Source organism: Kitasatospora sp. NPDC029312, assembly GCF_055569215.1.
The window spans coordinates 28,785-54,215 of record NZ_JBVHXY010000002.1; the positions used below are offsets into that span (position 1 = coordinate 28,785).

28 protein-coding genes (1 of these 28 cut by a window edge) are annotated in these 25,431 nt (G+C 74.5%); 12 read left to right on the plus strand and 16 right to left on the minus strand.

Features of this window, described 5'->3' with window-relative positions; translation table 11 throughout:
* Positions 1-23 precede the first annotated feature (23 nt).
* Positions 24-836, minus strand: coding sequence for a dihydropteroate synthase (gene folP / locus ACZ4WV_RS01675; protein WP_465742150.1), 813 nt, complete (start codon positions 834-836; stop codon positions 24-26).
* A 180-nt stretch (positions 837-1,016) separates the two neighbouring features.
* On the opposite strand from folP, the gene ACZ4WV_RS01680 reads away from it, so the two are divergent.
* The gene (locus ACZ4WV_RS01680) at positions 1,017-1,442 is read left to right on the plus strand and encodes a DivIVA domain-containing protein (protein ID WP_465741713.1); all 426 of its coding nucleotides are present in this window, start codon (positions 1,017-1,019) and stop codon (positions 1,440-1,442) included.
* Positions 1,443-1,519: 77 nt separating this feature from the next.
* Entirely contained in the window at positions 1,520-2,110 is a 591-nt protein-coding gene (locus ACZ4WV_RS01685) for a DNA-3-methyladenine glycosylase I (protein ID WP_465742152.1), read from the plus strand.
* 3 nt (positions 2,111-2,113) lie between these two features.
* Here ACZ4WV_RS01685 and ACZ4WV_RS01690 read toward each other — a convergent pair whose 3' ends face one another.
* Positions 2,114-2,914 (minus strand): enoyl-CoA hydratase-related protein, encoded by an 801-nt coding sequence (locus ACZ4WV_RS01690; RefSeq protein WP_465741714.1) that lies wholly within the window; start codon positions 2,912-2,914, stop codon positions 2,114-2,116.
* Between the two features lie 294 nt (positions 2,915-3,208).
* Here ACZ4WV_RS01690 and ACZ4WV_RS01695 point away from each other — a divergent pair, with 294 nt between their 5' ends.
* On the plus strand, positions 3,209-3,376 hold the full coding sequence (locus ACZ4WV_RS01695; RefSeq protein ID WP_014137929.1) for a DUF3117 domain-containing protein: 168 nt from the start codon (positions 3,209-3,211) through the stop codon (positions 3,374-3,376).
* 108 nt (positions 3,377-3,484) lie between these two features.
* On the opposite strand, the gene ACZ4WV_RS01700 is transcribed toward ACZ4WV_RS01695, so the two are convergent.
* Complete coding sequence (locus ACZ4WV_RS01700) at positions 3,485-4,117, minus strand: O-methyltransferase (protein WP_465742154.1); 633 nt, start codon at positions 4,115-4,117, stop codon at positions 3,485-3,487.
* A gap of 286 nt (positions 4,118-4,403) precedes the next feature.
* Between ACZ4WV_RS01700 and sigE the strand changes: the two genes are divergently transcribed.
* The 4 genes from sigE (at position 4,404) to ACZ4WV_RS01720 (ending at position 7,567) form a co-directional block, all read left to right on the plus strand.
* Entirely contained in the window at positions 4,404-5,135 is a 732-nt protein-coding gene (gene sigE / locus ACZ4WV_RS01705; RefSeq protein ID WP_465742156.1) for an RNA polymerase sigma factor SigE, read from the plus strand.
* Positions 5,132-6,100: an anti-sigma factor family protein gene (locus ACZ4WV_RS01710; protein WP_465741716.1), complete on the plus strand. Its 969-nt coding sequence runs from the start codon at positions 5,132-5,134 to the stop codon at positions 6,098-6,100. Before sigE ends, ACZ4WV_RS01710 begins: the two co-directional genes overlap by 4 nt.
* 127 nt (positions 6,101-6,227) lie before the next feature.
* The gene (locus tag ACZ4WV_RS01715) at positions 6,228-6,665 is read left to right on the plus strand and encodes a sec-independent translocase (RefSeq protein ID WP_465741718.1); all 438 of its coding nucleotides are present in this window, start codon (positions 6,228-6,230) and stop codon (positions 6,663-6,665) included.
* 221 nt (positions 6,666-6,886) lie between these two features.
* On the plus strand, positions 6,887-7,567 hold the full coding sequence (locus ACZ4WV_RS01720; protein ID WP_465741720.1) for a hypothetical protein: 681 nt from the start codon (positions 6,887-6,889) through the stop codon (positions 7,565-7,567).
* A gap of 96 nt (positions 7,568-7,663) precedes the next feature.
* Here the strand turns inward: ACZ4WV_RS01720 and ACZ4WV_RS01725 are convergent, their stop codons facing one another.
* From ACZ4WV_RS01725 to ACZ4WV_RS01740, 4 genes are all read right to left on the minus strand, one after another.
* The gene (locus ACZ4WV_RS01725) at positions 7,664-8,824 is read right to left on the minus strand and encodes an Mrp/NBP35 family ATP-binding protein (protein ID WP_465741722.1); all 1,161 of its coding nucleotides are present in this window, start codon (positions 8,822-8,824) and stop codon (positions 7,664-7,666) included.
* A gap of 56 nt (positions 8,825-8,880) precedes the next feature.
* Positions 8,881-9,468, minus strand: coding sequence for a DUF1003 domain-containing protein (locus ACZ4WV_RS01730; RefSeq protein ID WP_465742158.1), 588 nt, complete (start codon positions 9,466-9,468; stop codon positions 8,881-8,883).
* 37 nt (positions 9,469-9,505) lie between these two features.
* On the minus strand, positions 9,506-10,792 hold the full coding sequence (locus ACZ4WV_RS01735; protein ID WP_465741724.1) for a magnesium transporter MgtE N-terminal domain-containing protein: 1,287 nt from the start codon (positions 10,790-10,792) through the stop codon (positions 9,506-9,508).
* Positions 10,793-10,962: 170 nt separating this feature from the next.
* On the minus strand, positions 10,963-11,502 hold the full coding sequence (locus tag ACZ4WV_RS01740) for a hypothetical protein (RefSeq protein WP_465741726.1): 540 nt from the start codon (positions 11,500-11,502) through the stop codon (positions 10,963-10,965).
* Between the two features lie 139 nt (positions 11,503-11,641).
* Here ACZ4WV_RS01740 and ACZ4WV_RS01745 point away from each other — a divergent pair, with 139 nt between their 5' ends.
* Positions 11,642-12,580 (plus strand): DMT family transporter, encoded by a 939-nt coding sequence (locus ACZ4WV_RS01745; protein ID WP_465741728.1) that lies wholly within the window; start codon positions 11,642-11,644, stop codon positions 12,578-12,580.
* A 49-nt stretch (positions 12,581-12,629) separates the two neighbouring features.
* Here ACZ4WV_RS01745 and corA read toward each other — a convergent pair whose 3' ends face one another.
* Entirely contained in the window at positions 12,630-13,751 is a 1,122-nt protein-coding gene (gene corA, locus ACZ4WV_RS01750; RefSeq protein WP_465741730.1) for a magnesium/cobalt transporter CorA, read from the minus strand.
* Positions 13,752-14,178: 427 nt separating this feature from the next.
* Here corA and ACZ4WV_RS01755 point away from each other — a divergent pair, with 427 nt between their 5' ends.
* Entirely contained in the window at positions 14,179-14,820 is a 642-nt protein-coding gene (locus ACZ4WV_RS01755; protein WP_465741732.1) for a suppressor of fused domain protein, read from the plus strand.
* Between the two features lie 161 nt (positions 14,821-14,981).
* Here ACZ4WV_RS01755 and ACZ4WV_RS01760 read toward each other — a convergent pair whose 3' ends face one another.
* The 5 genes from ACZ4WV_RS01760 to ACZ4WV_RS01780 form a co-directional block, all read right to left on the minus strand.
* On the minus strand, positions 14,982-15,842 hold the full coding sequence (locus ACZ4WV_RS01760; RefSeq protein WP_465741734.1) for a PHP domain-containing protein: 861 nt from the start codon (positions 15,840-15,842) through the stop codon (positions 14,982-14,984).
* A 52-nt stretch (positions 15,843-15,894) separates the two neighbouring features.
* Complete coding sequence (locus ACZ4WV_RS01765) at positions 15,895-16,533, minus strand: DUF6758 family protein (protein ID WP_465741736.1); 639 nt, start codon at positions 16,531-16,533, stop codon at positions 15,895-15,897.
* 308 nt (positions 16,534-16,841) lie between these two features.
* Entirely contained in the window at positions 16,842-17,000 is a 159-nt protein-coding gene (locus tag ACZ4WV_RS01770) for a hypothetical protein (protein ID WP_380615731.1), read from the minus strand.
* A gap of 432 nt (positions 17,001-17,432) precedes the next feature.
* Positions 17,433-18,311 carry an alpha/beta fold hydrolase gene (locus tag ACZ4WV_RS01775; RefSeq protein ID WP_465741738.1) on the minus strand — a complete coding sequence of 293 codons (879 nt, stop codon included), beginning with the start codon at positions 18,309-18,311 and terminating at the stop codon, positions 17,433-17,435.
* Positions 18,312-18,489: 178 nt separating this feature from the next.
* Positions 18,490-20,481, minus strand: coding sequence for a DEAD/DEAH box helicase (locus ACZ4WV_RS01780; protein WP_465741740.1), 1,992 nt, complete (start codon positions 20,479-20,481; stop codon positions 18,490-18,492).
* A 709-nt stretch (positions 20,482-21,190) separates the two neighbouring features.
* Here ACZ4WV_RS01780 and ACZ4WV_RS01785 point away from each other — a divergent pair.
* The gene (locus ACZ4WV_RS01785) at positions 21,191-21,928 is read left to right on the plus strand and encodes a ferritin-like fold-containing protein (protein ID WP_465741742.1); all 738 of its coding nucleotides are present in this window, start codon (positions 21,191-21,193) and stop codon (positions 21,926-21,928) included.
* Positions 21,929-21,934: 6 nt separating this feature from the next.
* Here the strand turns inward: ACZ4WV_RS01785 and ACZ4WV_RS01790 are convergent, their stop codons facing one another.
* From ACZ4WV_RS01790 to ACZ4WV_RS01800, 3 genes are all read right to left on the minus strand, one after another.
* Positions 21,935-22,261, minus strand: coding sequence for a hypothetical protein (locus ACZ4WV_RS01790; RefSeq protein ID WP_465741744.1), 327 nt, complete (start codon positions 22,259-22,261; stop codon positions 21,935-21,937).
* Positions 22,262-22,398: 137 nt separating this feature from the next.
* Complete coding sequence (locus ACZ4WV_RS01795; protein WP_465741746.1) at positions 22,399-22,626, minus strand: DUF3107 domain-containing protein; 228 nt, start codon at positions 22,624-22,626, stop codon at positions 22,399-22,401.
* 135 nt (positions 22,627-22,761) lie between these two features.
* Positions 22,762-23,421 carry a TetR/AcrR family transcriptional regulator gene (locus tag ACZ4WV_RS01800; RefSeq protein WP_465741748.1) on the minus strand — a complete coding sequence of 220 codons (660 nt, stop codon included), beginning with the start codon at positions 23,419-23,421 and terminating at the stop codon, positions 22,762-22,764.
* A gap of 221 nt (positions 23,422-23,642) precedes the next feature.
* Between ACZ4WV_RS01800 and ACZ4WV_RS01805 the strand changes: the two genes are divergently transcribed.
* Positions 23,643-24,545, plus strand: coding sequence for an alpha/beta fold hydrolase (locus tag ACZ4WV_RS01805; RefSeq protein WP_465741750.1), 903 nt, complete (start codon positions 23,643-23,645; stop codon positions 24,543-24,545).
* Positions 24,546-24,690: 145 nt separating this feature from the next.
* On the plus strand, positions 24,691-25,431 hold the start of the coding sequence (locus ACZ4WV_RS01810) for a DUF3492 domain-containing protein (RefSeq protein ID WP_465741752.1). 1,335 nt of this gene lie beyond the right edge of the window; 741 of the gene's 2,076 nt are visible here — the first part of the coding sequence; it begins with the start codon at positions 24,691-24,693; its stop codon lies beyond the right edge, outside the window.

A 25,431-nucleotide genomic window follows, 5' to 3' on the forward strand; every position in this document is an offset into this window, starting at 1 on the left:
GTCGAACGGGGCCCGGCGGCCGTTCACGCCAGCCCCCGGCGGGCGACCGCCGGGGGGCGGGTGCCCCGGATCGAGGCGACCATGTCCAGCACCTGGCGGGTCTGGGCGACCTGGTGCACCCGGTAGATCCGGGCGCCCAGCCAGGCCGAGACCGCCGTGGTGGCCAGCGTGCCGAGCAGCCGCTCGTCCACCGGCTTGTCCAGGGTCTCGCCGACGAAGTCCTTGTTGGAGAGCGAGACCAGCACCGGGAAGCCGGTCGCGGTCATCTCCGGCAGCCGACGGGTGGCCTCCAGCGAGTGCCGGGTGTTCTTGCCGAAGTCGTGCCCCGGGTCGATGACCACCGCGTCCCGGCGGACGCCCAGCCCCACCGCCCGCTCGGCCAGCCCGACGGTCACCCGCAGGATGTCCGCCATCACGTCCTGGTACCCGACCCGGTGCGGCCGGGTGCGCGGCTCGGCGCCGCCCGCGTGGGTGCACACCAGCCCGACGTCGTACCGGGCGGCCACCTCGGCGAGCTCGGGGTCAGCCCCGCCCCAGGCGTCGTTCAGCAGGTCCGCGCCCGCCTCGCAGACCGCCTCGCCGACCTCGTGCCGCCAGGTGTCCACGCTGATCACGGCGTCGGGGTGGCGCCTGCGCAGTTCCGCCACGAAGGGCACGGTGCGCCGCAGCTCCTCCTCGACCGTGACGTCCTCACCGGGGCCGGCCTTCACCCCGCCGATGTCCAGGATCGCCGCGCCCTCGGCCATCGCGCGGTCGGCGGCGGCGAACGCGGCCTCGTCGGCGAAGGTCGCGCCCCGGTCGAAGAACGAGTCCGGCGTCCGGTTCACGATCGCCATGATCACCAGCTCGTCGTCACCGAATTCGCGCGGTCCCAGGCGCAGTGCCACCGATGTCTCCTCCACAGCTGCTGCGGGTGCGATGATGGCCCCCGGCCTCACTGGGGACCATGCTGTCATGATCAGTCTGGTTCCCCGGCACTTGATCGAGGACCGGCCGGGAGTTCGGGAGGACAGCTCGTGTTCTGGGTGATCGTGGTCGCCATGGCCGTGGTGGTCGGCGGCGCCGCGCTGGTGGCGCTGGGCGGGGGCGGCTCGATGCCGGAGGCGGTGCCGGACCGCCTGTCCGCGCGGCTGCCGCAGGACCGCCCGCTGAGCAAGACGGACGTGGACGACCTCCGCCTGCCGATGGCCGTGCGCGGCTACCGGATGGACGAGGTGGACGACGTCCTGGACCGCCTCGGCGCCGAGCTCGCCTACCGCGACGCGCGGATCGCCGAGCTGGAGGCCGCCGCCCACCTGCGCGGCGCGGTCGAGGCCACCACCGCCCCCGACCCGGCCGCGGAACCGCTGCCCGGCCTGGAGGAGTTCGCCAAGGTGGTCCAGCCGGCCGCGGCGCCCGCCGAGGCGGCCCCCGAGGACGCCGAGCCCGGGGCGGACCGGTGACCGACAGCGTCGGGACCGCCGAGACGACCGGGACCGCCGAGACGGCCGGGATCGCCGGGATCGCCGGGACGGCCGAGGTGCCCGTCGGCGCGGTGCTCGGCGCGGACGGCCTGCGCCGCTGCGGCTGGGGCGACTCGACCGACGACTACCGCGTCTACCACGACACCGAGTGGGGCCGGCCGGTGCACGGCGACGACGCCCTGTTCGAACGGGTCTGCCTGGAGGCCTTCCAGTCCGGCCTGTCCTGGCTGACCATCCTGCGCCGCCGCGAGGGCTTCCGGGCCGCCTTCGCGGGCTTCCGGATCGCCGAGGTCGCCGAGTTCGGCGAGGCCGACCGGGAGCGGCTGCTCGCCGACACCGGCATCATCCGCAACCGGGCCAAGATCGACGCGGCGATCGCCAACGCCCGGGCCGCCCGCGACCTGGACGGCGGGCTGGACACGCTGATCTGGCGGTTCGCCGCCGACCCTGACCGGCCGGCCCCCCGCACCCTGGCGGAGGTACCGGCCGTCACGCCCGAGTCGACGGCGCTGGCGAAGGCGCTGAAGAAGGAGGGCTTCCGCTTCGTCGGCCCGACCACGGCCTACGCCCTGATGCAGGCCTGCGGACTGGTCGACGACCACCTGGCGGACTGCCACGTCCGCACCGGCGGAAGGCGGGGGCGCTGAGCCTCAGCGCCCGACGTACTTCGGCTTCTCCTTGGCGATGAAGGCGCGCACCGCGATCCGGTGGTCCTCGCTGTCGCCCGCCAGGGTCTGCAGCTCGTCCTCCTTGTCGAGCAGTTCGTCCAGCGAGTGCGAAGCGCCGTACGCCAGCGACTCCTTGATGGCGCCGTAGGCCACGGTCGGGCCCTCGGCCAGCTCGCGGGCGAAGACCCGCGCGGTCGCGGCGAGTTCCTCGGCCGGCACGACCTTGGTGGCCAGCCCCAGCTCCATCGCCTCGGCGGACTTGACCGTCCGGGGGAGCATCAGCAGCTCGGTGGCCTTGGCGTGTCCGACCAGCCGGGGCAGCGTCCAGGAGGCGCCCGAGTCGGCGGTCAGGCCGATCCCGGCGAAGGCGGTGTTGAAGCCGGCCCGGTCGGACAGGATCCGGAAGTCGCAGGCGAAGGCGAGCGAGGCGCCGGCGCCGGCCGCCACCCCGCCGACCGCGGCGACGGTCGGCTTGCGCATCCCGGCCAGCGCCCGGGTCAGCGGGTTGTAGTGCTCGGCGACGGTCCGCAGCGCGCCCTCGCCGGTCTCGTCGGCCCGCTTCAGCATCGCCAGGTGCTCGTTGAGGTCCTGGCCGACGCAGAACGCCCGGTCGCCCGCGCCGGTCAGCAGCACCGCCCGCACCGCCCGGTCCGCGGCCGCCTCGGTCACGGCGTCGCGCAGCGCGACCTTGGTGGCGACGTCCAGCGCGTTCATCGCCTCCGGGCGGTTGATGGTGATGACGGCGAGGCCGCCGTCCAGCTCGTACAGGACGGAATCGGACATGGGCGAGGGCTCCTCAGCGATCGTCGCGTGGTGGTCGTGCCAGGATGCCGGAGCGGAGGGCGGGCTGGGGAGTGTGAGGTATCGCACCTTCCCGCGGTGTCGCCACCGCCGCCGCGCCGGGGCTTATGACGCCAATTGGGGCGGTTGGAGCCGGTCCGGCCGAGGTTGCACCGAGAGTGATGTTGGTCATCAGGCCGTGGCATGCGGGATAATGGCTTCCGATCAATGCGTTCGATACCGGCGGTGGACGGACTGCCGGTGCGTAGCTGAGCGGTTGCAGGAAGGGGAACGAGCATGGCGGCCATGAAGCCGCGGACGGGTGACGGCCCGCTCGAAGTCACCAAAGAGGGGCGGGGCATCATCATGCGCGTTCCGCTCGAAGGCGGCGGACGCCTCGTGGTGGAGCTCACGCCTGACGAGGCCGACGCCCTGGGCGAAGCCCTGAAGAAGGCCTGCGGCTGACCGCAGCGGGTGGTCGCCGTCTCCTGGAGACGTACCGCCGGGCCCGGGCACGACGTCACGTCGGCCCGGGCCCGCGCGTTCCCGGACCGGCCGCGGCGTCGGCCCGTCTCAGCGCTTCACGGCGCACAGCAGCCCGTCGGAGACCGGCAGCAGCGCGGGCACCAGCGCCTCGCTCTCCCGGACGTCCCGGACCAGGTCGCGCACCGCGCCGGTCTGCGGGTCCTGGAGCTCCGGCTCGGCCAGCCGGCCCTCCTGGAAGACCCCCTCGAAGCAGACCATCCCGCCGGGGCGCAGCAGTCGCAGCGACTCCAGCAGGTACTCCCGGGACTCGGCCGGATCGCCGTCGCAGAACACCAGGTCGTACTGGCCGTCGGCGAGCCGGGGCAGCACCTCCAGCGCCCGGCCCGGTATGAACCGGGAGCGGTTGGCCGCGAACCCGGCCGCCTGGTAGGCCTCGCGGGCCAGCTGCTGGCGCACCGGCTCCGAGTCCACCGTGGTGAGCACGCCGTCCGGCCGCATCCCGCGCAGCAGGTAGACGCCGGACACCCCGGTGCCGGTGCCGATCTCGGCGACCGCCTTGGCGTCGAGCGCCGCGGCCAGCAGCCGCAGGCACGCGCCGCCGCTCGGGCCGATGGCCCGTATCCCGGTCCGCGCGGACTGTGCCCGGGCGTAGGTCAGCACGGCGTCCTCGCCCACGTAGGTGTCGGCGAGGGCCGCGTGCGCGGGCCCGAACTCGCTGATGGCTGCCTCTTTCGGAGCCCCGGGCGGCGGCCCGGTGCCGGGGATGTCGATATTTCCTGCCACAGATTACTGGCCGGGCGGGAACCGCGTACTGCGGCGGGCCGTTGTCATCGTGACCGGGTGCGGAAGACCTCCCGGGCACTTTTATCCGGGCTTGACGGGTGAGGTGGATATGGTGGTGGCCCTGCTGGGCAGAAGAGCCGACCGAGGAGGTGTGGCCGAGGGCGACGTCCCCGTGCGGCGGCACTTCCGCGGCACCGCGTCGGCCCGTACGCCGAAGCCCGTGATGAACCAGCCTGCGCACTCCGACCTGGACCAGCCCGCCGCCGAGACGCCGGCCGCCGGTACCACCGAGGCCCCCGCCCTCGCGACCTTCGCCGAAGGCCCCGACGCGCAGACCTGGACTCCGCCCACCTGGGAGGAGATCGTGGAGGCGCACAGCGCCCGCGTCTACCGCCTCGCCTACCGCCTGACGGGCAATCAGCACGACGCCGAGGACCTCACCCAGGAGGTCTTCGTCCGGGTGTTCCGCTCGCTGTCCACCTACACCCCCGGCACCTTCGAGGGCTGGCTGCACCGGATCACCACCAACCTGTTCCTGGACATGGTCCGCCGCCGCCAGCGCATCCGCTTCGACGCGCTCGGCGAGGACGCGGCCGAGCGCCTCGCCTCCCGCGAGCCCAGCCCGGCCCAGCACTTCAGCGACACCCACTTCGACGCCGACGTGCAGCAGGCCCTGGACACCCTCGCCCCGGAGTTCCGCGCCGCCGTGGTGCTCTGCGACATCGAGGGCCTGTCCTACGAGGAGATCGCCGCCACCCTGGGCGTCAAGCTCGGCACCGTCCGCAGCCGCATCCACCGCGGTCGCTCGCACTTGCGCGCCGCGCTCAAGCACCGCGCCCCCGGCCAGGCCCCCGGGCGTGAGCGCCGGGGCGGCTCGGAGGAGCCGGTGCCGGTCGGCGCCGTGGCCGCCGAGGTCGCGGCCGCGCCGGGTGGGCGCGGACGGAGGCGATGGTGAGCGGAACCAGCCGGTCCGGTCCGGAGCGGTCGGAGTCGTCCGACCGCGCCCAGACCCGGCGGAGCTGGACGCTGGGCCGCCGGGCCGGTGACGACCCGGGCGAGCCGCTGCCGCCCGCCGTCCCGCTGCCGGGCGACACGGCGCTGCGCGCGGTGCCCGTACGCCCCGTCGAGCCCGCCGCGGAGGAGCACCACCTCGGCGAGCGGCTGTCCGCGTTCCTGGACGGCGAGCTCGGCCACGACTCGCGCGAGCGGGTCCAGGCGCACCTGGCCACCTGTCCCCAGTGCCTGGCCGAGGCCGACGAGGGCCGCGCCATCAAGCACCTGCTGACCCGCACCGACACCCCCGGCCCCTCCGCCGCGCTGATGGCCCGGCTGATGGCCGTCGGCAACCTCCCGGAGGACGGCCCGGCGGACGCCGGCTGGCACGACGACGACGACCTGCCCGGCGGCGGGGTCGCCGCCACCGGCACGCTCGGCGGCAGCCGGCTCACCGGCGGCTCCTTCGGCCGCGGCGCCGGCGCCTCCTTCGGCGCGGGCGCGCTCGGCGCCGGCTCCCCGGTGCCCGGGGTCGATCCGCGGGCCTTCGGGCGCGGCTCGATGCTGCGGCCGCTGATGGGCCGGCGCACCGGCCGTCCGGAGCCCGCCGCCCGTCCGGAGCCCGCCGCAGCCGCCGTCCGCCCCTCCGCGCGCGGGCGCCGCCTGGTCTTCGCCGCCGCGGGCGCCTTCTCCGTCGCCGCGGTGACGCTGGGCGGCGTCGGCGGCCTCGCCCAGGGCGAGGACCAGCACGGCACCACGGTCAGCCCGGTCAGCGGTGGCGGCCACGGCGGCCTGGTCCCGATGACGGTGCAGGTCCCGGTGGACTTCCAGGCCCACCCGGTCGCCGTCACCCGCGGGGCGAGCCCGTCCTCCCCGCCCGAGCGCTACCCGGGCAGCGTCGCGGCCCTGCGCCAGCAGATCCGGTAGCCCCATGCCCGTCTCGGGGCCCGGCCACCGGCTGGTCTTTACCACGGCTTCATCGCAGCGTGGGCCAGGGACCCACCGGTGGCCATTACTCTGGAGGAACGGTCGTCCGGCGAGCTAGGGAGCAAAGGTGTTCAGCGACGTAGGCGGGCTGGAGATCCTGACCCTCATCGTGATGGCGATCATCATCTTCGGCCCGGACAAGCTGCCGAAGCTGATCCAGGACACCATGGGCTTCATCCGCAAGATCCGTTCCTTCGCCGACAACGCGAAGGAGGACATCCGCAGCGAGCTGGGCCCCGAGTTCAAGGACTTCGAGTTCGAGGACCTCAACCCCAAGACCTTCGTCCGCAAGCAGCTCATGGGCGGCCAGGAGGACCCGCTGGGCCTCAAGGACATGAAGGACTCGCTCGACATCCGCTCCGTCCTGGACGACCGGCCCGCGACGCCCGTGAACGGCCGGTCGGGCAGCGTCAGCTTCGAGAAGACCGCCGCCCCGGCGGCCGCCGCCACCGGCGCCCCGCTCCAGACCGGCGAGCGGCCCCCGTTCGACCCCGACGCCACCTGAGCGCCGCCCGCGCGCCCCGCGACGACGTGGCCTCCCGCCCCGCCCGGCCGCCCGGCTGAGCGGGGCGGCGGCGTCCGCGCCGCTATTGTGCTGATTGTTCCCGCTGAGCCGTCCGTCACATCAGCGCCACCGCGGACCAGGAACGGCCCCCGGGAACGCCGAGGTACGCCACCATGGGAGCGCGCCACGGCAGGCACACGTGCGTTTGAGGAGGCCCGGGGATGGACGCGACGAGTCAGGCGGGAGGGGCGACGGCCACGGCCGGCGGCCCGGTGGTCGGCGGGCAGGCCGGGCCGGCGGACCCACTGCTGCCCTACCTGTCCGCCGACTTCCCCTGGTACGGGCTGGACGAGGGGTGGACCGGCCGCCGGTACCTGATGCAGGCGGGCGCCGGAGGCCCCCGGGCCGGGGCGGCGGGCGGCAGCGTCGACTACGGGACCCTGGGGCACGGCGACGACCCGGCCAAGCAGTACGAGCCGCGCGACATCCGCAAGTTCGCGGTCGTGGTCACGGTGGCCCGCCGGGACAGCCGCCGCAGCGCCGACAACACCGGCACCCTGGAGGCCACCTCCGCCTCCTCCGCCGCCTGGCTGGCCGGCTCCGGCCTGCTCGCCGCGACCTGGCCCGGCCAGCTGGACCGCGCGCTGCGCCAGGACTGGCTGGACCAGCAGAGCTCCCTGGCCTGGGACCTGGCCGACGACCTGGGCGGCCCCGCCTGGTCCACCCTCAGCCTGCCGGTCAACGGCCTGCCGCAGTCCTTCCGCTACCGCGAATCGGAGTACGGCTGGGTGCTCGCGGGCGAGGCCCCCGGCGTCCTGCTCGGCGCCTTCGGACGCGGCGTCAGCGCCTACGGCGTCGGTTTCGCCACCGTGGCCGACCTGGGCGGCTACACCCGCCCGTAGGGCCGGGCCCACGCGACGACGACACGACGACGGCCGAGCGGAAGGTTCCGCTCGGCCGTCGTCCGTCTGCGCTCGGGTGCCCGCTCGGCCGTCCCGTCAGAACTTGTTCTTGGGCGTCAGGCCGAGCGACATGCCGGACAGCCCGCGCTGGCGGCCGCCGAGCTTGCCGGCCACGGCGCGCAGGGCGGCGGCGGCCGGGGAGTCGGGGGCGGCGAGCACGACCGGGCGGCCGTCGTCGCCGCCCTCGCGCAGCCGGACGTCGATCGGGATCGAGCCGAGCACCGGGACGGTCGCGCCGACGGTGCGGGTGAGCGCGTCCGCGACGGTCTGGCCGCCGCCGGTGCCGAAGACGTCGATCATCTCGTCGCAGTGCGGGCACGGCATCCCGGACATGTTCTCGATCACGCCGACGATCTTCTGGTGGGTCTGCACCGCGATGGTGCCGGCCCGCTCGGCCACCTCGGCGGCGGCCATCTGCGGGGTGGTGACGATCAGGATCTCCGCGTTGGGGACCAGCTGGGCCACCGAGATCGCGATGTCGCCGGTGCCGGGCGGCAGGTCCAGCAGCAGCACGTCCAGGTCGCCCCACCACACGTCGGCGAGGAACTGCTGCAGCGCGCGGTGCAGCATCGGGCCGCGCCAGACCACCGGGGCGTTGCCCGGGGTGAACATCCCGATCGAGATGACCTTCACGCCGTTCGCCTGCGGCGGCATGATCATGTCCTGGACCTGGGTCGGCCGGCCCTCGACGCCCAGCATGCGCGGCACGCTGTGGCCGTAGATGTCGGCGTCCACCACGGCGACCTTCAGGCCGTCCGCGGCCATCGCCGCGGCCAGGTTCACCGTGACGGAGGACTTGCCGACGCCGCCCTTGCCGGAGGCGACGGCGTAGACGCGGGTCAGCGTGCCCGGCTTGGCGAACGGGATCTCCCGCTCGGGCGCGCCGCCGCGCAGCAGCTGGGAGAGCTCCTTGCGCTGCTCGTCGCTCATCACGTCGAGTTCGACCTCGACGCCGGTGACGCCCGGCACCCTGCCGACCGCCTCGCGGACGCGGGTGACGATGGTGTCGCGCATCGGACAGCCGGAGACGGTCAGGTAGACCGCGACGCGCACCGCGCCGTCCTCGGCGATCTCGACCGATTTCACCATCCCGATCTCGGTGATCGGGCGGTTGATCTCCGGGTCGTTGACGGTCGCCAGGGCCTCGCGTACGGACTCCTCCGTGACGCCTGCCGCGACCTCTGTCTCGTTGGCCATGCCTTGATGGTACGGCTCCGGGTGAACCCGTTAACCGGTCGGTAGCGTGCCGCCCGTCACAAGGTCCCGGAGGGGTCCCGCCGTTCGTCCATCTCCCTGAGCAGGGACTGCAGCTCCGAGCGGATGAAGTCGCGCGTGGCGACCTCGCCGAGCCCGTGCCGCAGCGCCGCGACCTCGCGGGCCAGGTACTCGGTGTCGGCGATGTTGCGGTCGCTGCGGGCCCGGTCCTGCTCCATGTTGACCCGGTCCCGGTTGTCCTGGCGGTTCTGCGCCAGCAGGATCAGCGGCGCCGCGTAGGAGGCCTGCAGCGACAGCGCCAGGGTGAGGAAGATGAACGGGTACTTGTCGAAGCGCACGGCGGCCGGCAGCAGGGTGTTCCACCCGATCCACAGGACGACCACCACCGTCATCCAGACGATGAACCGCCCGGTGCCGAGGAAGCGGGCGATCCGCTCGGACAGCACGCCGAAGGCCTCGGGGTCGTAGGACGGCAGCGAGAGCAGGCCGGGCCGGGCGGTGCGCGGCTGGTCGAGCCGGGTGCGGCCGGAGCCGGTGATCGGCGCGGTCTCCAGGCGGTCCCGGCCGCCGCCCTCGCGGGTGCGCAGCTCGCGCAGCTGGCGCAGCTCCCGCAGCTCGCCCTGCAGGCGGCGGCGGGCGGAGTCGTCCGTCCGTCCGTTGCGGTCACCGTCCACCGGGCGCCTCCTCGTTCTCGTCGTCGCGGGCGTGCTGGGCGGCGTCGCGCCAGTCCTCGGGCAGCAGGTGGTCGAGCACGTCGTCGACGGTCACCGCCCCCAGCAGGTGGTCCGCCTCGTCGACCACCGGCGCCGCCACCAGGTTGTAGGTCGCCAGGTAGCTGGTGACCAGGGACAGCGGGGTGTCCGGCGGCAGCGGGTCCAGGTCGTCGTCCACCAGCGAGCCGACCAGGACGTACGGCGGCTCGCGCAGCAGCCGCTGGAAGTGCACGGTGCCCAGGTAGCGGCCGGTCGGGGTCTCGTTCGGCGGGCGGCAGACGAAGATCTGCGCGGCCAGCGCGGGCTTGTGGTCGCTGACCCGGATCCGGGCCAGCGCCTCGGCGACGGTCGCGTCCGGCTCCAGCACGATCGGCTCGGTGGTCATCAGACCGCCGGCGGTGTCCTCCTCGTACGAGAGCAGGCGACGCACCGGCTCGGCCTCGTCCGGTTCCATCAGCTGGAGCAGCCGCTCGGCCTCGTCGCCGGGCAGCTCGGAGAGCAGGTCGGCGGCGTCGTCCGGGTCCATCGCCTCGAGGACGTCGGCGGCGCGCTCGTCCTTCAGCTTGCCGATGATCTCGACCTGGTCGTCCTCGGGCAGCTCCTCCATGACGTCCGCGAGCCGCTCGTCCGGCAGCGCGGCGGCCACCTCGGCGCGGCGCTTGGCGGACAGGTGGTGCATGACGCTGGCGAGGTCGGCCGGGCGCAGCTGCTCGAAGGTGGCGAGGAGATTGGCCGCGCCCTGGTCCTGCTCGGGCAGCGCGAAGCCGGTGACGTCCTGCCAGTCCAGGGTGAGCCGCTCGCCCTTGGCCTTGCGCAGCCGGCCGGCCCGGCCGACCTGGACGAAGACCTTGCTGATCTCCCACTCCCGCAGCCGGGTCTGCACCATGCCGACGTCCAGCACGGTGACCTCCTCCCCGGTCTTGATCCAGGTGACGGTGCGGTCCAGCAGCTCGGCGAGCACCAGGGTCTCGGACGGGCGCTGCTCGAAGCGCCGCAGGTTGATCAGGCCGGTGGTGAGCACCTGGCCGGACTCCAGGCTGGTCACCCTGGTCATCGGCAGGAAGATCCGGCGCCGGCCGACGACCTCGACCACCAGGCCGAGCACCCGCGGCGGGCGGCCGCCGAGCCGGAGCGAGACCACCACGTCCCGGACCCGCCCGACCTGATCGCCGTTCGGGTCGAAGACCGCGATGGCGGAGAGGTGGGAGATGAAGACCCGGGTCCCTGGCCCTGCCATGAACTCCCTCTGATCGCTCGACGCCTGGTCAGGCGTGCCCGGCACGCCCGCGGCCAAGGCTACCCGCGTGCCGGGGACCGGGCCCGCTGAGGCACGGTAGCGGCCGCGGGCATCGCGGACGACAACTCCCGCCGACGGTTCGGTGAGCCGTCAGCGGCGCTCGAACCCCGTCAGCGGCGCTTGAACAGCAGCTTGGGCAGACCGGCCGGGATCGGGCGGCGGGTGGTCGCCCCGGTGGGCATCGGCCGGGCCGCGTGCGAGCCGTCCGGCATCGCCCCCGGGCGCTCGGTCAGCGCACCGGCGGGCTCCAGCCGCAGCACCCGGCACTCGCGGGCCCAGCGCTCGGCGATGGTGTCGGTGTCGGGCGCGTTCAGCCGCTTGCCCTTGAGCTCCTCCACGGCGCCCAGCCAGGCCTCGCTGCCCGGTGCGAGCTCGACCACGACGGCGCCCCAGCCGGTCAGCCGGCCGCCCTTGTCCTTGCTGCGTACGGTGACCACGGCCCCGGCGCCCGGCGTCAGGCCGTGCAGCGGCTGCTCGGCGCCCCCGCCGACCACCACCACCGCGCCGTCGTGCCAGGCGTGCCAGAGCGGACGGGCGTGCTCCTGGCCGTCCGCGCGCACCCAGAGCAGCCCGGACTTCTTCGCGGCCTCCTCCAGCAGGGCCTGGTCGAGGAAGTCGTCGGCGGTCGCGGGGGCGGGCGTACGGTCCATGGCGGACAGCGTACGGCTTCACCGCGGCCCTCGTCCCGCCGCGTCCACGAGGCGTCTCAGCCCCCGGGAGACAGTTCCATTGCGGCGCCACGGGCCTTACCGTATGAGCGCCCGCCCCCATGACCCCCGAAGGAGCGCCGTGCCCGCCGCCCGGCCCGCGACCGCCCCTGCTGCCACCCCCGCGCCCACCGCCGCCGACCCGCGGCCGGCGCACCCGCTGCCCACCGTCGACCTGCTGCTGCTCGCCGTCTCCATCGGCGGCATCTCACTCTCCGGCCCGCTGATCAGCGCCACCGCCGCGCCCGCGCTGGCCATCGCCTTCTGGCGCAACGTCATGTCCGTCGGAGTCCTCGGCCCCTACGCGCTGCTGCGCCACCGCGCCGAACTGCGCGGCATCGGCCGACGGGCGCTGCTGCTCGCGATCGCCGCGGGCGCGCTGCTCGCCGTGCACTTCGCGCTCTGGATGCCCAGCCTGCGGATGACCTCGGTGGCCTCCGCCACCGCCCTGGTGACCACCACCCCGCTGTGGACCATCCTGCTGATGCGGCTGTTCGGGGTCCGCGCCCCGCGGATGGTCTGGCTCGGCACCGTCGTCGCCTTCGCCGGCGTGCTGGTGCTCACCGGCGTGGACCTCTCGCTCTCCCCGCGCGCCCTGCTCGGCGACGCCCTCGCCCTCGCCGCCGGGCTGGCCGCGGCCGGCTACATGCTGCTCGGCGCCGAGGTCCGCAAGACCGTCAGCACCACCGGGTACACCCTGGTCTGCTACGCCACCACGGCGGTCGGCCTGCTGGCGATCTGCCTGGTCACCGGGACGTCGCTGTCCGGCTGGTCGGCCGGAGCCTGGTGGCAGATCGTGCTGTTGATGGCCACCGCCCAACTGCTCGGGCACTCGCTCAGCAACCGGGTGGTGCGCAACCTCGGCCCGTCGATCACCTCCACCGCGATCCTGCTCGAGACCCCGGGCGCCGCCCTGATCGCCGCCCTCTGGCTCGGCCAGTGGCCCCCGGCGGCCGCCTACCCGGCGGTGGTGCTGATCCTGCTCGGGCTGGTGCTGGTCGCCCGCGGCGGGCGCAGGTAGCGGTCGGGACGGCAGCGGTCGGGCGCGGCGGCGTCCGCCTCGGCGAGCGCTACAGCCAGCCGTTGCGCCGGAAGCCCTGGTACATCCCCACGCAGATCAGCGTGACCGCGCCGAGCACCGTCGGGTAGCCGTACGGGCTGTGCAGCTCCGGCATGTAGTCGAAGTTCATCCCGTACACACCGGTGATCATGGTGGGCACCGCGAAGATCGCCGCCCAGGCGGTGATCTTCCGCATGTCCTCGTTCTGCGCCACCGACACCTGCGCCAGGTTCGCCTGCAGTAGCGAGTTCAGCAGCTCGTCGAAGCCGTGCACCTGCTCCGTCACCCGGGCCAGGTGGTCCGCGACGTCCCGGAAGTACTTCTGGATGTCCGGGCCCACCAGGCTCTGCAGCGGCTCCGACAGCTGCTGCATCGGACGCAGCAGCGGCACCACCGCGCGCTTGAACTCCAGGACCTCGCGCTTGAGTTGGTAGACCCGGCCGACATCGGCGCTGCGCCCGCCCTTGGCCGAGAAGACGCCGTACTCGATCTCGTCCACGTCGTTCTGCAGCCGCTCGGCGACCAGCAGGTAGTTGTCCACCACGTGGTCGGCGATCGCGTGCAGCACCGCGGACGGCCCCTTGGCCAGCAGCCCGGACTCGTCCGCGTCCGCCTCCAGCCGGTGCCGCAGCTCCTGCAGCGAGCCGTGGCCGCCGTGCCGGACGGTGATCACGAAGTCCCGCCCGGCGAACACCATCAGCTCACCGGTCTCCACCACCTCGCTGGTGGGCGTCAGCTGGTCGTGCTCGACGTAGCGGATGGTCTTGAAGACGGCGAAGAGCACGTCGTCGTAGCGCTCCACCTTGGGCCGCTGGTGCGCGTGCACCGCGTCCTCCACCGCGAGCGGGTGCAGCCCGAACCGCTGGGCGATGCCCTCGAACTCCGCCTCGGTCGGCTCGTGCAACCCGATCCAGCTGAACGAGCCCACCGTGTCCGGGAGTCGGTGCGCCGCCTTGACCCGGCGAGCGGCGTCGCGCGGACTGCACGTCTCACCATGGCGCCGGCCGTGCTGGTACACCGCGCAGTCCACGATCGCCGAGCTGCCGCCTTCCGGCACGGCGTCGTATGGGCCGACGACGTCCCGACGGCGGTTGGTCCGGACGGCGGCACGCAGGCTGTTGATCATCGACATGGCAGGCTCCCTGGGGCAGGAGCCGTCGCACGGCGGCACGGGAACGCGGGAAGCAGGGCCGTGGTGCGACGGCGAGGAACACCGGTGAAGGGACGAGGGTGCTCTCCCGGCCGGTCCGTCCGCCGTCGGTCCGCGCCCGGGGCCACTACGGCTGGATCAGCCGGTGGGGCCCGCGAGGCGGGGAATACGGGGAAGTCGGGGCCGGGCAGAGCTGCCGGTACTGCATGGTCGGCCGGTATCCACCGCAACCACCTCCTTCGCGCCGCCGCCCCGGGAAACGAACGATCCCGGTGGCCAGTCGCTCACCCTAACATCTGACCGGGCATCGGCGCCCCGCCGTTCCACCGCCCTTTACGGTCCTTGGCGGCACGGCCCACCGCACCGCCCCCACGAAACCCGGACACCCCGGCGGGTTACGCTCACCGGCATGGCGCATGACTTCCCGTCCTTCGGCGGCCCCCACGGCGGCAGTTCCCCGGAACTCTCCCGGGAGGCGGTGCTCGCCGCCGTCGAGGCCCGGCTGATCTCCACCTTCGGCGAGCCGAGCGGCCGTGCCGCCGTCACCTTCCTCGGCGCCGACCGGATCGAGGTGCTGCGCTTCGGCCCGGACGCCGACGGCCTGGTCCGCTACGCCACGCTCGGGATGTCCGCCGCGCCGATGGCCGACCCGACCGCGCCGGTCGCCGACCAGGTGCGCGGACCGCGGGTCGAACTGGTGCTGACCGTGCGCGGCGGGCACGACAGCGTGCTGCGCAGCCTCGCCACCTTCGCGGCGACCCCGCAGGTCGAGGGCCTCGTGGTGGCCCCGGGCGGCTCGCTGGACCTCGGCGCCCCGCTCTGGGACGGCGCCCCCTTCACCTCGGTGCTGGCCGCCGAGCCGGGCGGTCTGATCGAGGACCTCGAACTGGCCGAGCCCGCCGAGCCGGTGCGCTTCCTGCCGCTGCTGCCGATGACGCCCAATGAGGCGGGCTGGAAGCGGGTGCACGGCGCGGCCGCGCTCCGGGAGCGCTGGCTGGACCAGGGCACCGACCTGCGCGATCCGGACCGGCGCGGCGTCCGGCTGGACTGACGACCGCTCAGGAGGGGCGTGCGGGCGGCTGCGGGTGCCCGCCCCGCGCACCGGTACGCCGGAGCGCGGCGTGGTGGCCGGTCGCGCGGGCGGCCGCCCAGCGCCCCGCCGAGCCAGCGCCTCGCCAGCCCGGCGCCCCGCGGGCTCAGTGCCCCGCGGGCTCAGTGCTCGATCGGTTTGGCCCCGGTGGCCTGGGCCAGCAGCGCCTCGTACACCGCCGGATCGGTGGTGTACTCGCCGAGCCGCACGGTCTTGCGGCTGCCGTGGTAGTCGCTGGAGCCGGTGACCAGCAGGCCCAGCTCGCCCGCCAGGGCGCGCAGCCGCCGCCGGGTGTCCTCGTCGTGGTCGGTGTGGTCGACCTCCAGGGCGGCCAGCCCGGCCGCCGCGAGGTCGGCGATCACCCGGTCCGGGACCGTCCGGCCGCGCTTGTCCGCGCCGGGGTGGGCGAAGACCGGCACTCCGCCGGCCGCCCGGACCAGCCGGACCGCCTCGACCGGGTCGGTCTCGTGCTTGCGCACGTCCGCCCGGCCGCCGTTGGCCAGCCACTCCGGGGTGAAGGCGTCCGAGACGGTCGCCACCACGCCCGCCTCGACCAGCGCGCTGGCGATGTGCGGGCGCCCGACCGAGCCGGCCCCGGCGATCCGCTGCACCTGCTCCCAGCTGATGTCCGCGCCGAGTAGGCGGCAGCGCTCCACGATCGCGCGCCCGCGCCGGAACCGGTCGGTGCGCACCAGCTCCCGCTCGCGCGCGAACTCCGGCTCCTGCGGGTCGAACAGGTACGCCAGCAGGTGCATGCTGATGCCGTCCACCACGCAGGACAGCTCGGCGCCCGGGACGACGGTCAGCCGGGTGGCGTCCGGCAGCGCGTGCACCGCCTCGGCGGCCTCGGCGTGGCCGGCGACGGTGTCGTGGTCGGTGAGCGCCACCACGTCGAGGCCGGCGGCCACCGCCGCCGCGACCAGCTCGGCCGGGCTGTCGGTGCCGTCGGAGGCGGTGCTGTGGGCGTGCAGGTCGATGCGCACGGGGCGGACTCCTGAGGCTCGTGGGTGCCGCCCAGGATAGGACTGCGGCCGCTCAGCCGAGCAGCCGGGGGGAGAGCGCCCCGCAGGGCAGCAGGTCCAGCTCGGCGCCGGCCTCGCGCAGGTCGGTGATCACCAGTTCGTCGTACATCACCAGGGCGGACTGCTCGGGCCAGGCGACCGCCCAGAGCCAGAGCCCGCGGGCCTCGCCGACGAACACCGCGCGGTCGGCCGGGGCGTCCGGGACGTGGAACATGGGGGTGGGGCGCCCGGCGGCCATCAGCTTGGCGTCGGCGGGCTTGTAGAGGCCGACCGAGTCGCCCGGGTCCGGCCCGGGCAGTCCGGCGTAACGGGCGCCGAGCCCGACGCCCAGTTCCTCGGCGACCAGCACCAGTTCGCCGAAGCCGCCGAGCGGCGCCGGTCCCGAGCAGGCGACGGCGGTGGCCCGGGCGCCCGAGACGTCGTCGCCGACGTGGCTGATGCCGGTGTAGAGCCAGCCGACCGGGAGCGGCCAGGGCAGCCAGACCGGGACCTGCGAGCGGGCGACGGCCACGCCCAGGGCTTCCACACTGGGGGGCAGCACCGGCTGCATCGGGTGAACGGCTCCGTGCCGGTCGCACTGCCAGGTGTCTGAGAACAGACCGGGGGCGCGGACCCGACCGGCGCACCTCGGGCAACTTGGCTCGCCCCTCATAGCCGACAACGCTCCTCCCTCCGGACCGCCGCGTCAAGGACGATCACCCGTACGGACGGCCACGGCGGCACCTGTCGGTGGCGGACTCCCGGCCGACGCGGAGTGGGCGCGGCGCGAGCGGTTCCCGTTGGGGGATGTCCCGTCCCGGGCGGCGGCAAACGTCCCCGCGGTCAGGCCCGGACGCACTGACGCCCCGTCAACGGCGAATTCGGTGACGGGGCGTCAGTCGGGTATCGGGACCTCGGGGTCGGACGTGCCCGGCTCGTCGGCGGCGGGTGAGGGCTCTCGGTCAGAGGCGCCGCGCTGGGTCAGACGGTCGGGCACGGGCGAATGAGCAGGCGCTCGCCGGTGCGGGCGGCGGCCTCGACGTACTCGCGGACGGTCTCGGCGTCGGCGATCAGCCGGTCGGTGGCGGAGCCGTCGGTGTCGTCCAGTCGGAGGATCTCGAAGCGCATGGGCTTGGTCATGGGCGTCTCCTTTCCTGGCCCCGTCGGGCGGGGCGATTGCGGCTGAGTCGGTATCAGCTCTTTCGGGGTCGTGCGGATCCGGCGGAACTGCCGGATCGGTCGCGTGGTGCGTGCGGCGGCCTGCTGCGGCAAGTGCTCCCCCTGCTTGCGCGGTGCGTCCATTGCCTGGTGCGGCCACGGTGTCGTGGCGGTGCTACTGGGCCGTTGCCCGTCCGTAACGTCCGGGTTTCGTTTGATCGGCTCCGGTGAGAGCACCGGCGATGATTCCCGGACAGAATCAAAGATTACCGTAACTAACGACTTTTGTCCCGCGTTGAAGACGGTCGGACTTCCGAAAGTGGTTCATACCACTTCGCCAAGCCTGGTCAGCCGGGCCCCGCGCCAGGCAGAGCGCGGCTCAGACCGGAACTCGGTTCAGGCCCGGAACGCGGCTCAGGCCCAGAACGCGACCAGCGCCTCGGCGGTGGCGGCCGGCTGCTCCGCGTTGGGGGAGTGGCCCGCGTCCGCGATGATCACCCGGCGGGCGCCCAGCCGCTCCGCCATCCCGGACTGCTCCGGCACCGGCCACGCGTAGTCCCGCACTCCCGACAGCACCAGCACCGGCAGCACCCCGGCGACCACCGCGGCCAGCTCCTCCACCCGGTCCGGCGCCGCCACCAGGTGCCCGCCGGTCACGGCGAGCGCGCGGGGCACGTTGGCCACCCAGCGGCGGTGCAGGAACTCCGCGACCTCCGGTGGCAGGGCGGCCTTGGGCTCCCCGCTGCTCTCGTCCATCTGCCGCATGACCTGCCAGATCTCCTCCAGGCTCAGCACCGGCAGGGCGTCCAGCAGCAGCTTGGTGCGGGCCGCCTCGGCCGGGTCGATCGCGCCCGGACCGGTGGACAGCAGGGTCAGCGAACGCCAGGGCAGCGGCCCCTGCCCGGCGGCCGCGAGTACCGCCTCCCGCACCACCTGGCCGCCGAAGGAGTGCCCCAGCAGGTGCAGCGGTCCGCCCTCGGCCGCCAGCACCCCGGTCAGCGCCCGCACGTCCGCGCCCAGCGCGGCCACCTCGTAGGCGGCCGGGTCGTCCGGCCCGCCGGTCTCGCACTGCCCGCGCTGGTCCACGGCCGTCACCCGGTACCCGGCGGCGGCGAGCGGCTCCAGCAGCCCGATGAAGTCCTCCTTGCTGCCCGTGAACCCCGGCACCAGCAAGGCCGACCCCCGCACCGCCCCGCCCGGCTCCGCCCGCAGCGCCGCGAACTCCCCCCGCGGCGTCGTGATCCGTTCGGCCCGCGCACAGGCCGGCAACGTGAGGAACGGCGGAGTGCTCATGGATCGCTTCCCTCCCAGGACAGGCCGACAACCCCGAGCTTAAGGCGGACACCGGCGCCCGCCGCACCAGCGCGGACCTGCGCGTCGCCGGGCCCCGGTGCCCCGAGGTGCGGCCGCGAACGCCCGAGGGGGCGGGCGGGCCGTGGTGGGCCCGGCCGCCCCCTCGGGGGTGGGTCGGTCAGCTCTCCGGGGTGACCGCGGCCTTGCGGGTGCGGGTGCGCTTGCGCGGAGCCGGGACCTCGGCGGCCGGGGCGTCGACGGCCGGAGCCTCGGGGGCGATCTCCGCCGCGGCCTTCGGCTTGCGGGTCCGGGTCCGGGTCGCGGGCTTCTCGGCCGGGGCCTCGACGGCCTCGGCAGCGGCCTCGACGGTCTCGGCCTTCGGCTTGCGAGAGCGGGTCCGGGTGGCGGGCTTCTCCTCCACCGGAACCTCGACGGCGGCCTCCGCGGCCTCCGCCTTCGGCTTGCGGGTCCGGGTGCGGGTCGCCGGCTTCTCCGCCGGAGCGGCCTCGACCGGAACCTCGACGGCCGCTTCGACGACGGCCTCGACGGCCTCCGCCTTCGGCTTGCGGGTGCGGGTGCGGCGCGGCTTCTCCTCGGCGACCGGTGCGGTGACCGGCTCGGCAACGGACGCGACGGCCTCGACCGCCGCGACGGTCCCCACGGCCGCAGCCGCCGGGGCGGCCTCGGCCACGGCCTCGGTCGCCGGCACGGCGCCCTCGGCGGCGGCGGCGCCCCCGCGGGAACGGCGGCGACGACGGCGCGGCGCGGCCTCGCCCTCGGCGGCCTCGACGGACGCGCCGGTGGCGGCGCCCTCGGTCACCTGAGCGGCCTCGCCCTCGGCGCCGACCGTGTCGCCGCGGCGGGTGCGGCGGCGCTCACGGGTGCGGCGCGGCTTCTCCTCCGCCGGGGTCTCGACCGCCGGGCGGCCCGAGTCGGCCCGCCCGCCGCGACCGCGGCCGGAGCGGGCGCCCCGTCCGCCGGTCTCGCCGAGGTCCTCGATCTCCTCCGCGCCGAGCCCGGCCCGGGTGCGCTCCGAACGCGGCAGCACGCCCTTGATGCCCGGCGTGATCTTCAGCAGCTCGTACAGGTGCGCGGAGGTGGAGTAGGTCTCCTCCGGCTCGTTGAACGGCAGGTCGAGCGCCTTGTTGATCAGCTGCCAGCGCGGGATGTCGTCCCAGTCGACCAGGGTGACGGCCGTACCGGAGGCGCCGGCCCGGCCGGTGCGGCCGATCCGGTGCAGGTAGGTCTTCTCGTCCTCGGGGCACTGGTAGTTGATGACGTGGGTGACGCCCTCGACGTCGATGCCGCGGGCCGCGACGTCGGTGCAGACCAGCACGTCGACCTTGCCGTTGCGGAAGGCCCGCAGGGCCTGCTCGCGGGCGCCCTGGCCGAGGTCACCGTGGACCGCGCCGGCCGCGAAGCCGCGCTGGGTCAGCTGGTCGGAGACGTCGGCGGCGGTGCGCTTGGTGCGGCAGAAGATCATGACCAGCCCGCGGCCGTCGGCCTGCAGGATGCGCGAGACCATCTCGACCTTGTCCAGCGAGTGGGCACGGAAGATGTGCTGCTCGATGTTGGCGACGGTCGTGCCGGTGTCGTCCGGGGCGGTCGCCCGGATGTGGGTCGGCTGGCTCATGTACCGGCGGGCGAGGTTGATCACCTGGCCCGGCATGGTGGCCGAGAACAGCAGGGTCTGCCGCTTGGCCGGCAGCATGGTGATGATCTTCTCGACGTCCGGCAGGAAGCCCAGGTCGAGCATCTCGTCGGCCTCGTCCAGGACCAGCGCGCGGACCTGCGACAGGTTCAGCTTCTTCTGCCCGGCGAGGTCCAGCAGTCGGCCGGGGGTGCCGACGACGATGTCGACGCCCTTGGCGAGCGCCTCGACCTGCGGCTCGTACGCGCGGCCGCCGTAGACGGCCAAGACGCGCACGTTCCGGACCTTGCCGGCGGTCTGCAGGTCGTTGGTGACCTGGGTGCAGAGCTCACGCGTCGGAACGACGATCAGCGCCTGCGGGAACTCGGTGAGCTGCTCCTCGGTGGCCCGGCCGGCGTCCACGTCGGCGCGCACGACGGCCCGCTCGATCAGCGGGAGGCCGAAGCCGAGGGTCTTGCCGGTGCCGGTCTTGGCCTGGCCGATGACGTCGTGGCCGGTCAGGGCGACCGGGAGGGTCATCTCCTGGATCGGGAAGGGATGGACGATGCCGACGGCCTCGAGCGCCTCGGCGGTCTCCGGGAGGATCCCCAGGTCCCGGAACGTCGTCTTGATGGGTTCAGCGGTGGTGGACAGGGTGCTGCCTCTTCCGTTTTCGGAGGGGCCGAGAGCGAGCGGCGGGCGGGCAGCCGCGCGGCTGCGTACGGGCCTTTGGCGGCCCTGATGACAGCTGCGCGGACGCACAACCGCGCCGGTCCCTGCGGCCGGCCGGTGCGCGCGGCCCGGTGCGGGGCGCGTCGCCGGCGGCGTCGGGGAGGGTTCCCGTGAGGGACCTGCGCGGGACCTGCGCCTGCGGGCGTGGTCTCGGCGGCCCTCGCTCGGCCACTGATGCGGTGCCAAGGCTTGAAGTCCAAGCCATGGTCGGAGCCGATCGGCTCTCCGACCGGGCATCCGCGTACGTGAGTACCCGTGCCTCCGGTGCGGACACGTCCGAGGGACGGTGACGCTAGGGAGCGGGCTTGCGCGGGCCACCGAGACGGCGGTGGGACCGAGCGAGCACGACGGGGCTCCGTACCACCATACAGTCAGGCGACGACTCGAACACGTGACGAGTCTGACATCGCCCCCGGCACCACCCCCGGGCGCGGGCCCCTGACCGGGCCCGGCGGGCGGTCACCCGGCTGCGCCGGGTGGTGGGGCGGGCGCCCGGCCCGCACTAAGGTGGCGGGTCATGGAGACCCATGGTGAGACGCAGGACGGCGCGGCCGGCGCGGCCGGTTCGATCGGCGACTGGGCGACGTGCTCGGCCGACCCGGGCTACCGGGCGGCGGTGCTGGACCTGCTCGGCGCCCTCGCGTACGGCGAGCTGAGCGCCTTCGAGCGGCTCGCCGAGGACGCGAAGCTGGCGCCGGACCTCGCCGACAAGGCGGCCCTGGCCCGGATGGCCTCCTCCGAGTTCCAGCACTACCAGCGGCTGCACGACCGGCTCGCCGAGGTCGGCGCCGACCCGCAGGAGGCCATGCGCCCCTTCGTCGAGCCGCTGGAGCTGTTCCACCGGATGACCGCCCCCTCGGACTGGCTGGAGGGCCTGGTCAAGGCCTACGTCGGCGACGCCATCGCCACCGACTTCTACCGCGAGGTGGCCGTCCGGCTGGACGACGACACCCGCGAGCTGGTCCTCGGCGTCATGTCCGACACCGGCCACGCCCAGTTCGCCGTCGACAAGGTCCGCCAGGCCATCGAGGCCGACCCGCGGGCCGGCGGGCGGCTCGCCCTCTGGGGCCGACGGCTGATGGGCGAGGCGCTCAGCCAGGCCCAGCGGGTGGTCGCCGAGCGGGACGCGCTGTCCAACCTGCTGGTCGGCGGCGTCCAGGTGCAGGGCTTCGACCTGGTCGAGGTCGGCAAGATGTTCAACCGGATCACCGAGGCCCACACCCGGCGGATGGCCGCGCTCGGCCTCGCCTCCTGACGGCCGTCAGGCCGGCCGGTGCCGCCGCGGCGCACGGTGGGCGCGGGCCCGGTGCGGGCGGTGCCGGTGCGCCGGAGCCCGCCCGGGAGCGAGGTCCGGCCGGGCCAGCAGCGAGGTGACCACGCCCGAAGCCAGCGCCGAGAAGGCCACCGCGACCACCGGGTAGCGCGCGTCCAGGCAGAAGTGCGCGAGCACCCCGCCGAACAGCGCCGCCGCCAGTGCCGTGCCGGTGACCAGCGGACGGGACGCCCGGAAGTAGCCGGGCAGGCCCAGCACCGCGGTCGCGCCCGTGACCAGGCCGACGAGGGCGAAGACGAGCGACTCGACCAGCAAGGCAGCCTCCCCGGGGACGGGTGCGCGGCACCGGCGCCGCACCTGTCGCCGTACCCCGGCCCACCCGGCCGTACACGCGACGGTGCCCCGCTCCCTGACGGGAACGGGGCACCGGGACGACCTGCTCGGTCGGCGCCTCAGAGGGTGCCGAAGCCGACCTTCCGAACGGCCTGCTCGCCGATCTCCACGTACGCCAGGCGCTCGGCCGGGACGATGACGCGACGGCCGTGCTCATCGGTCAGCGAGAAGAGCTTGGTCGAGCCCTCCAGCGCCTTCGCGACCGCGCTCTCGACCTCATCGGCAGTCTGCGAGCTCTCGATCACGATCTCGCGCGGCGCGTTCTGCACGCCGATCTTGACCTCCACGGCTTCCGTCCCTCCGGGGTTGCAGCCTCCACGCGCGGGCACCAAGACCACCTGGGACAGGCGTTCGCGGCGACCGCGCCGTACGGCTTCACCATAGAGCACCCGATCACCGGCCAGGCGAAGGTCAGCGGATCGTCACCGCTGCGCGGAGGCCTCCCCGGCCTGGTCGCCCGGATGCATCGGGAAGCCCTTCAGCCCGCGCCAGGCCAGGCTCGCGACCAGCCGCACCGCCTCGTCGCGAGGGATCTCCAGCCCTTGCGAAAGCCAGTACCGGGCGGTGATCTGGGCCAGCCCGCAGACCCCGGCGGCCAGCAGCTTGGACTCCGACTCCGGCAGGTCGGTGTCCTCCTGGATCACCTGGCTGACCAGCGTCGCGCTGGCCTCCGAGGCCCGCTCGACCCGCTCGCGGACGGCGGGCTCGTTGGTCAGGTCCGACTCGAAGACCAGCCGGAACGCGCCCGACTCGCTGGAGACGTAGTTGAAGTACGCCTCCATCGTCGCGGCCACCCGCAGCTTGTTGTCGGTGGTCGTCCCCAGCGCCTCGCGGGTGGACTCGACCAGGGCGTCGCAGTGCTTGTCCAACAGCGCCAGGTACAGCTCCAGCTTCCCGGGGAAGTGCTGGTAGAGCACCGGCTTGCTGACCCCGGCGCGGTCGGCGATGTCGTCCATGGCGGCCGCGTGGTAGCCCTGCGCGACGAACACCTCCTGGGCGGCACCGAGCAGTTGTTCACGGCGGGCGCTTCGCGGCAGGCGGGCACCGCGCGGGCGCTCCTGCGCCTCCTGGATGGCCGTCACGGCGCTCCTCACTTCGGGGTTGTTCGGGGCTGGCAAGAGGGCCGATTCTACTTTTCGGTAACCGCGCCCGCGTTCGGCGAAGGCGAGAAAAGCTGCTCGACCCGCTTGTCAGGAGCCCACAATACGGCGCTGACCTCGGCCTCGGCAGGGGTGTGACGAGGCACGGAACGGCCGGACCACCCCCCGCCGCCCCCGGCCGGGGCTCATTACCATCGTCCACCATGAGCAGCGCTGAGCAGCAGGTACGTACGGTCGAGGTCCCCGGCGCGGTGCTCGCGGTGCACCGCCCCGCCGAGACGGCGGGCCCGGACGGGCGTGAGCCCGGACTCTTCGTGCACGGCCTGGGCGGCTCGGCCGCCAACTGGACCGCGCTGATGGACCGGCTCAGCGGTCTCGTCGACGGCGAGGCCGTCGACCTGCCCGGCTTCGGCCGCTCCAAGCCGCCCGCCGACGGCAACCTCAGCCTCTCCGGCCACGTCCGCGCCGTCATCGGCTACCTGGAGGCCGCCGGGCGGGGCCCCGTCCACCTGTTCGGCAACTCGCTCGGCGGCGCCGTCGCCGTCCGCCTCGCCGCCCTGCGCCCCGACCTGGTCCGCAGCCTCACGCTGGTCTCGCCCGCGCTGCCCGAACTGCCCCCGCAGCGCTCCGCCTGGTCCACCGGCCTGCTCGCGCTGCCCGGCGTGCCCGCCCTGCTGCGCCGGATGCCCGCCGGCCGGCACGGCGTCGAGGCGGCCACCGAGGACCTGCTGCGGCTGGTCTACGGCGACCCGGCCGCGCTCAGCCCGGCCGCCCGGGCCGAGGCGGTGGCCGAGTACCGGCGCCGGCTGGAGCTGCCGCACGCGATGCCGGCCCTGATCGGCTCGGCCCGCGGCATCGTCTCGGCCTACACCGAGCGCGGCGACCAGGCGCTGTGGCGGCAGGCCGAGCAGGTCGAGGCGCCGGTGCTGCTGGTGTACGGGCTGCGCGACAAGCTCGTCGGCTACCGCTCGGCCCGGCGCGCCTGCGCCGCCTTCGCGGACGCCCGGCTGCTGGTGCTGCCCGACTCCGGCCACGTGGCGATGCTGGAGCACCCCGACGCGGTCGCCCGCGCCGTCCGCGAGCTGATCGCGCACGCGGGCCGCTGACGCGGGAGGTAACCCTGCTTGCCAACGCACGGGCCCCCCGCCTGCCGACGCGCCGGGGCGCGCCCGTATAGCGCCTCGTAACGCCCCGATTCGGGGCGAGGTCACGGTGGTTCACTCGTTCAGGTGGCAGCCAGGCATGTGACCGATGGATCGCCCCGGGCCGGTCCTACCTTTCTGCTGCCGGACCGAACAGGTGTGGGGGAGGGGCGCTGACGCCGGAGCACGCGGCGTACGGCCCGGGCGAGCGTCCCGGCGTACGGCCCCGCGGCTCCCGCGGCCCCTTCCCGAGGGGCGCCCCAGCGGTGCGAGGGGACGGCCGGCCCAGACGGGGGCCGCCGTCGCCGCCCCTCTCCGAGGCAGAAGGAGGTCTTCCGTGCGCGTCGCCCTGCTCACCGAGGGTGCCCGACCGCATCCGAGGCGTGGTGCCGGAGCCTGGTGCGACCGGCTGGCCGAGGGCCTGCCGGAGCACGAGTTCGAGCTGTACCTGCTGACCGGCCCCGAAGGCCTCGACCACGCCGAGCGGCTCTCGCCCGCCTGGCACGGGGCGCACGACCTGGCGCTGTGGGGACGCCCCCCGCGCGGGCGGGCTCCGGGCGCCCGGCGCAGACGCCGGTACGCCGCGGCGTACGAGGAACTCCTGCGGGCCCTGGTACTGCCCGGGCAGCGGGCCGCCTTCGGCCCCGGCCTGTACCGGCTGGCCGCGCTGGCCCGGGAGGACGGCACGCTCCCCGCCTTCCTCGCCTCCGGCCACGCCCGGCGGATCCTGGAGCGGACCTGGGGGGGGGGGGGGGGGGGAACCCCCAACCGAAGGAAACCAGGCCCCCCACGCCCCTGTGTCGGTCAACCCTCGGGGGCGGGGGTGCTGCCACCGTCTTCCCCACCGGGG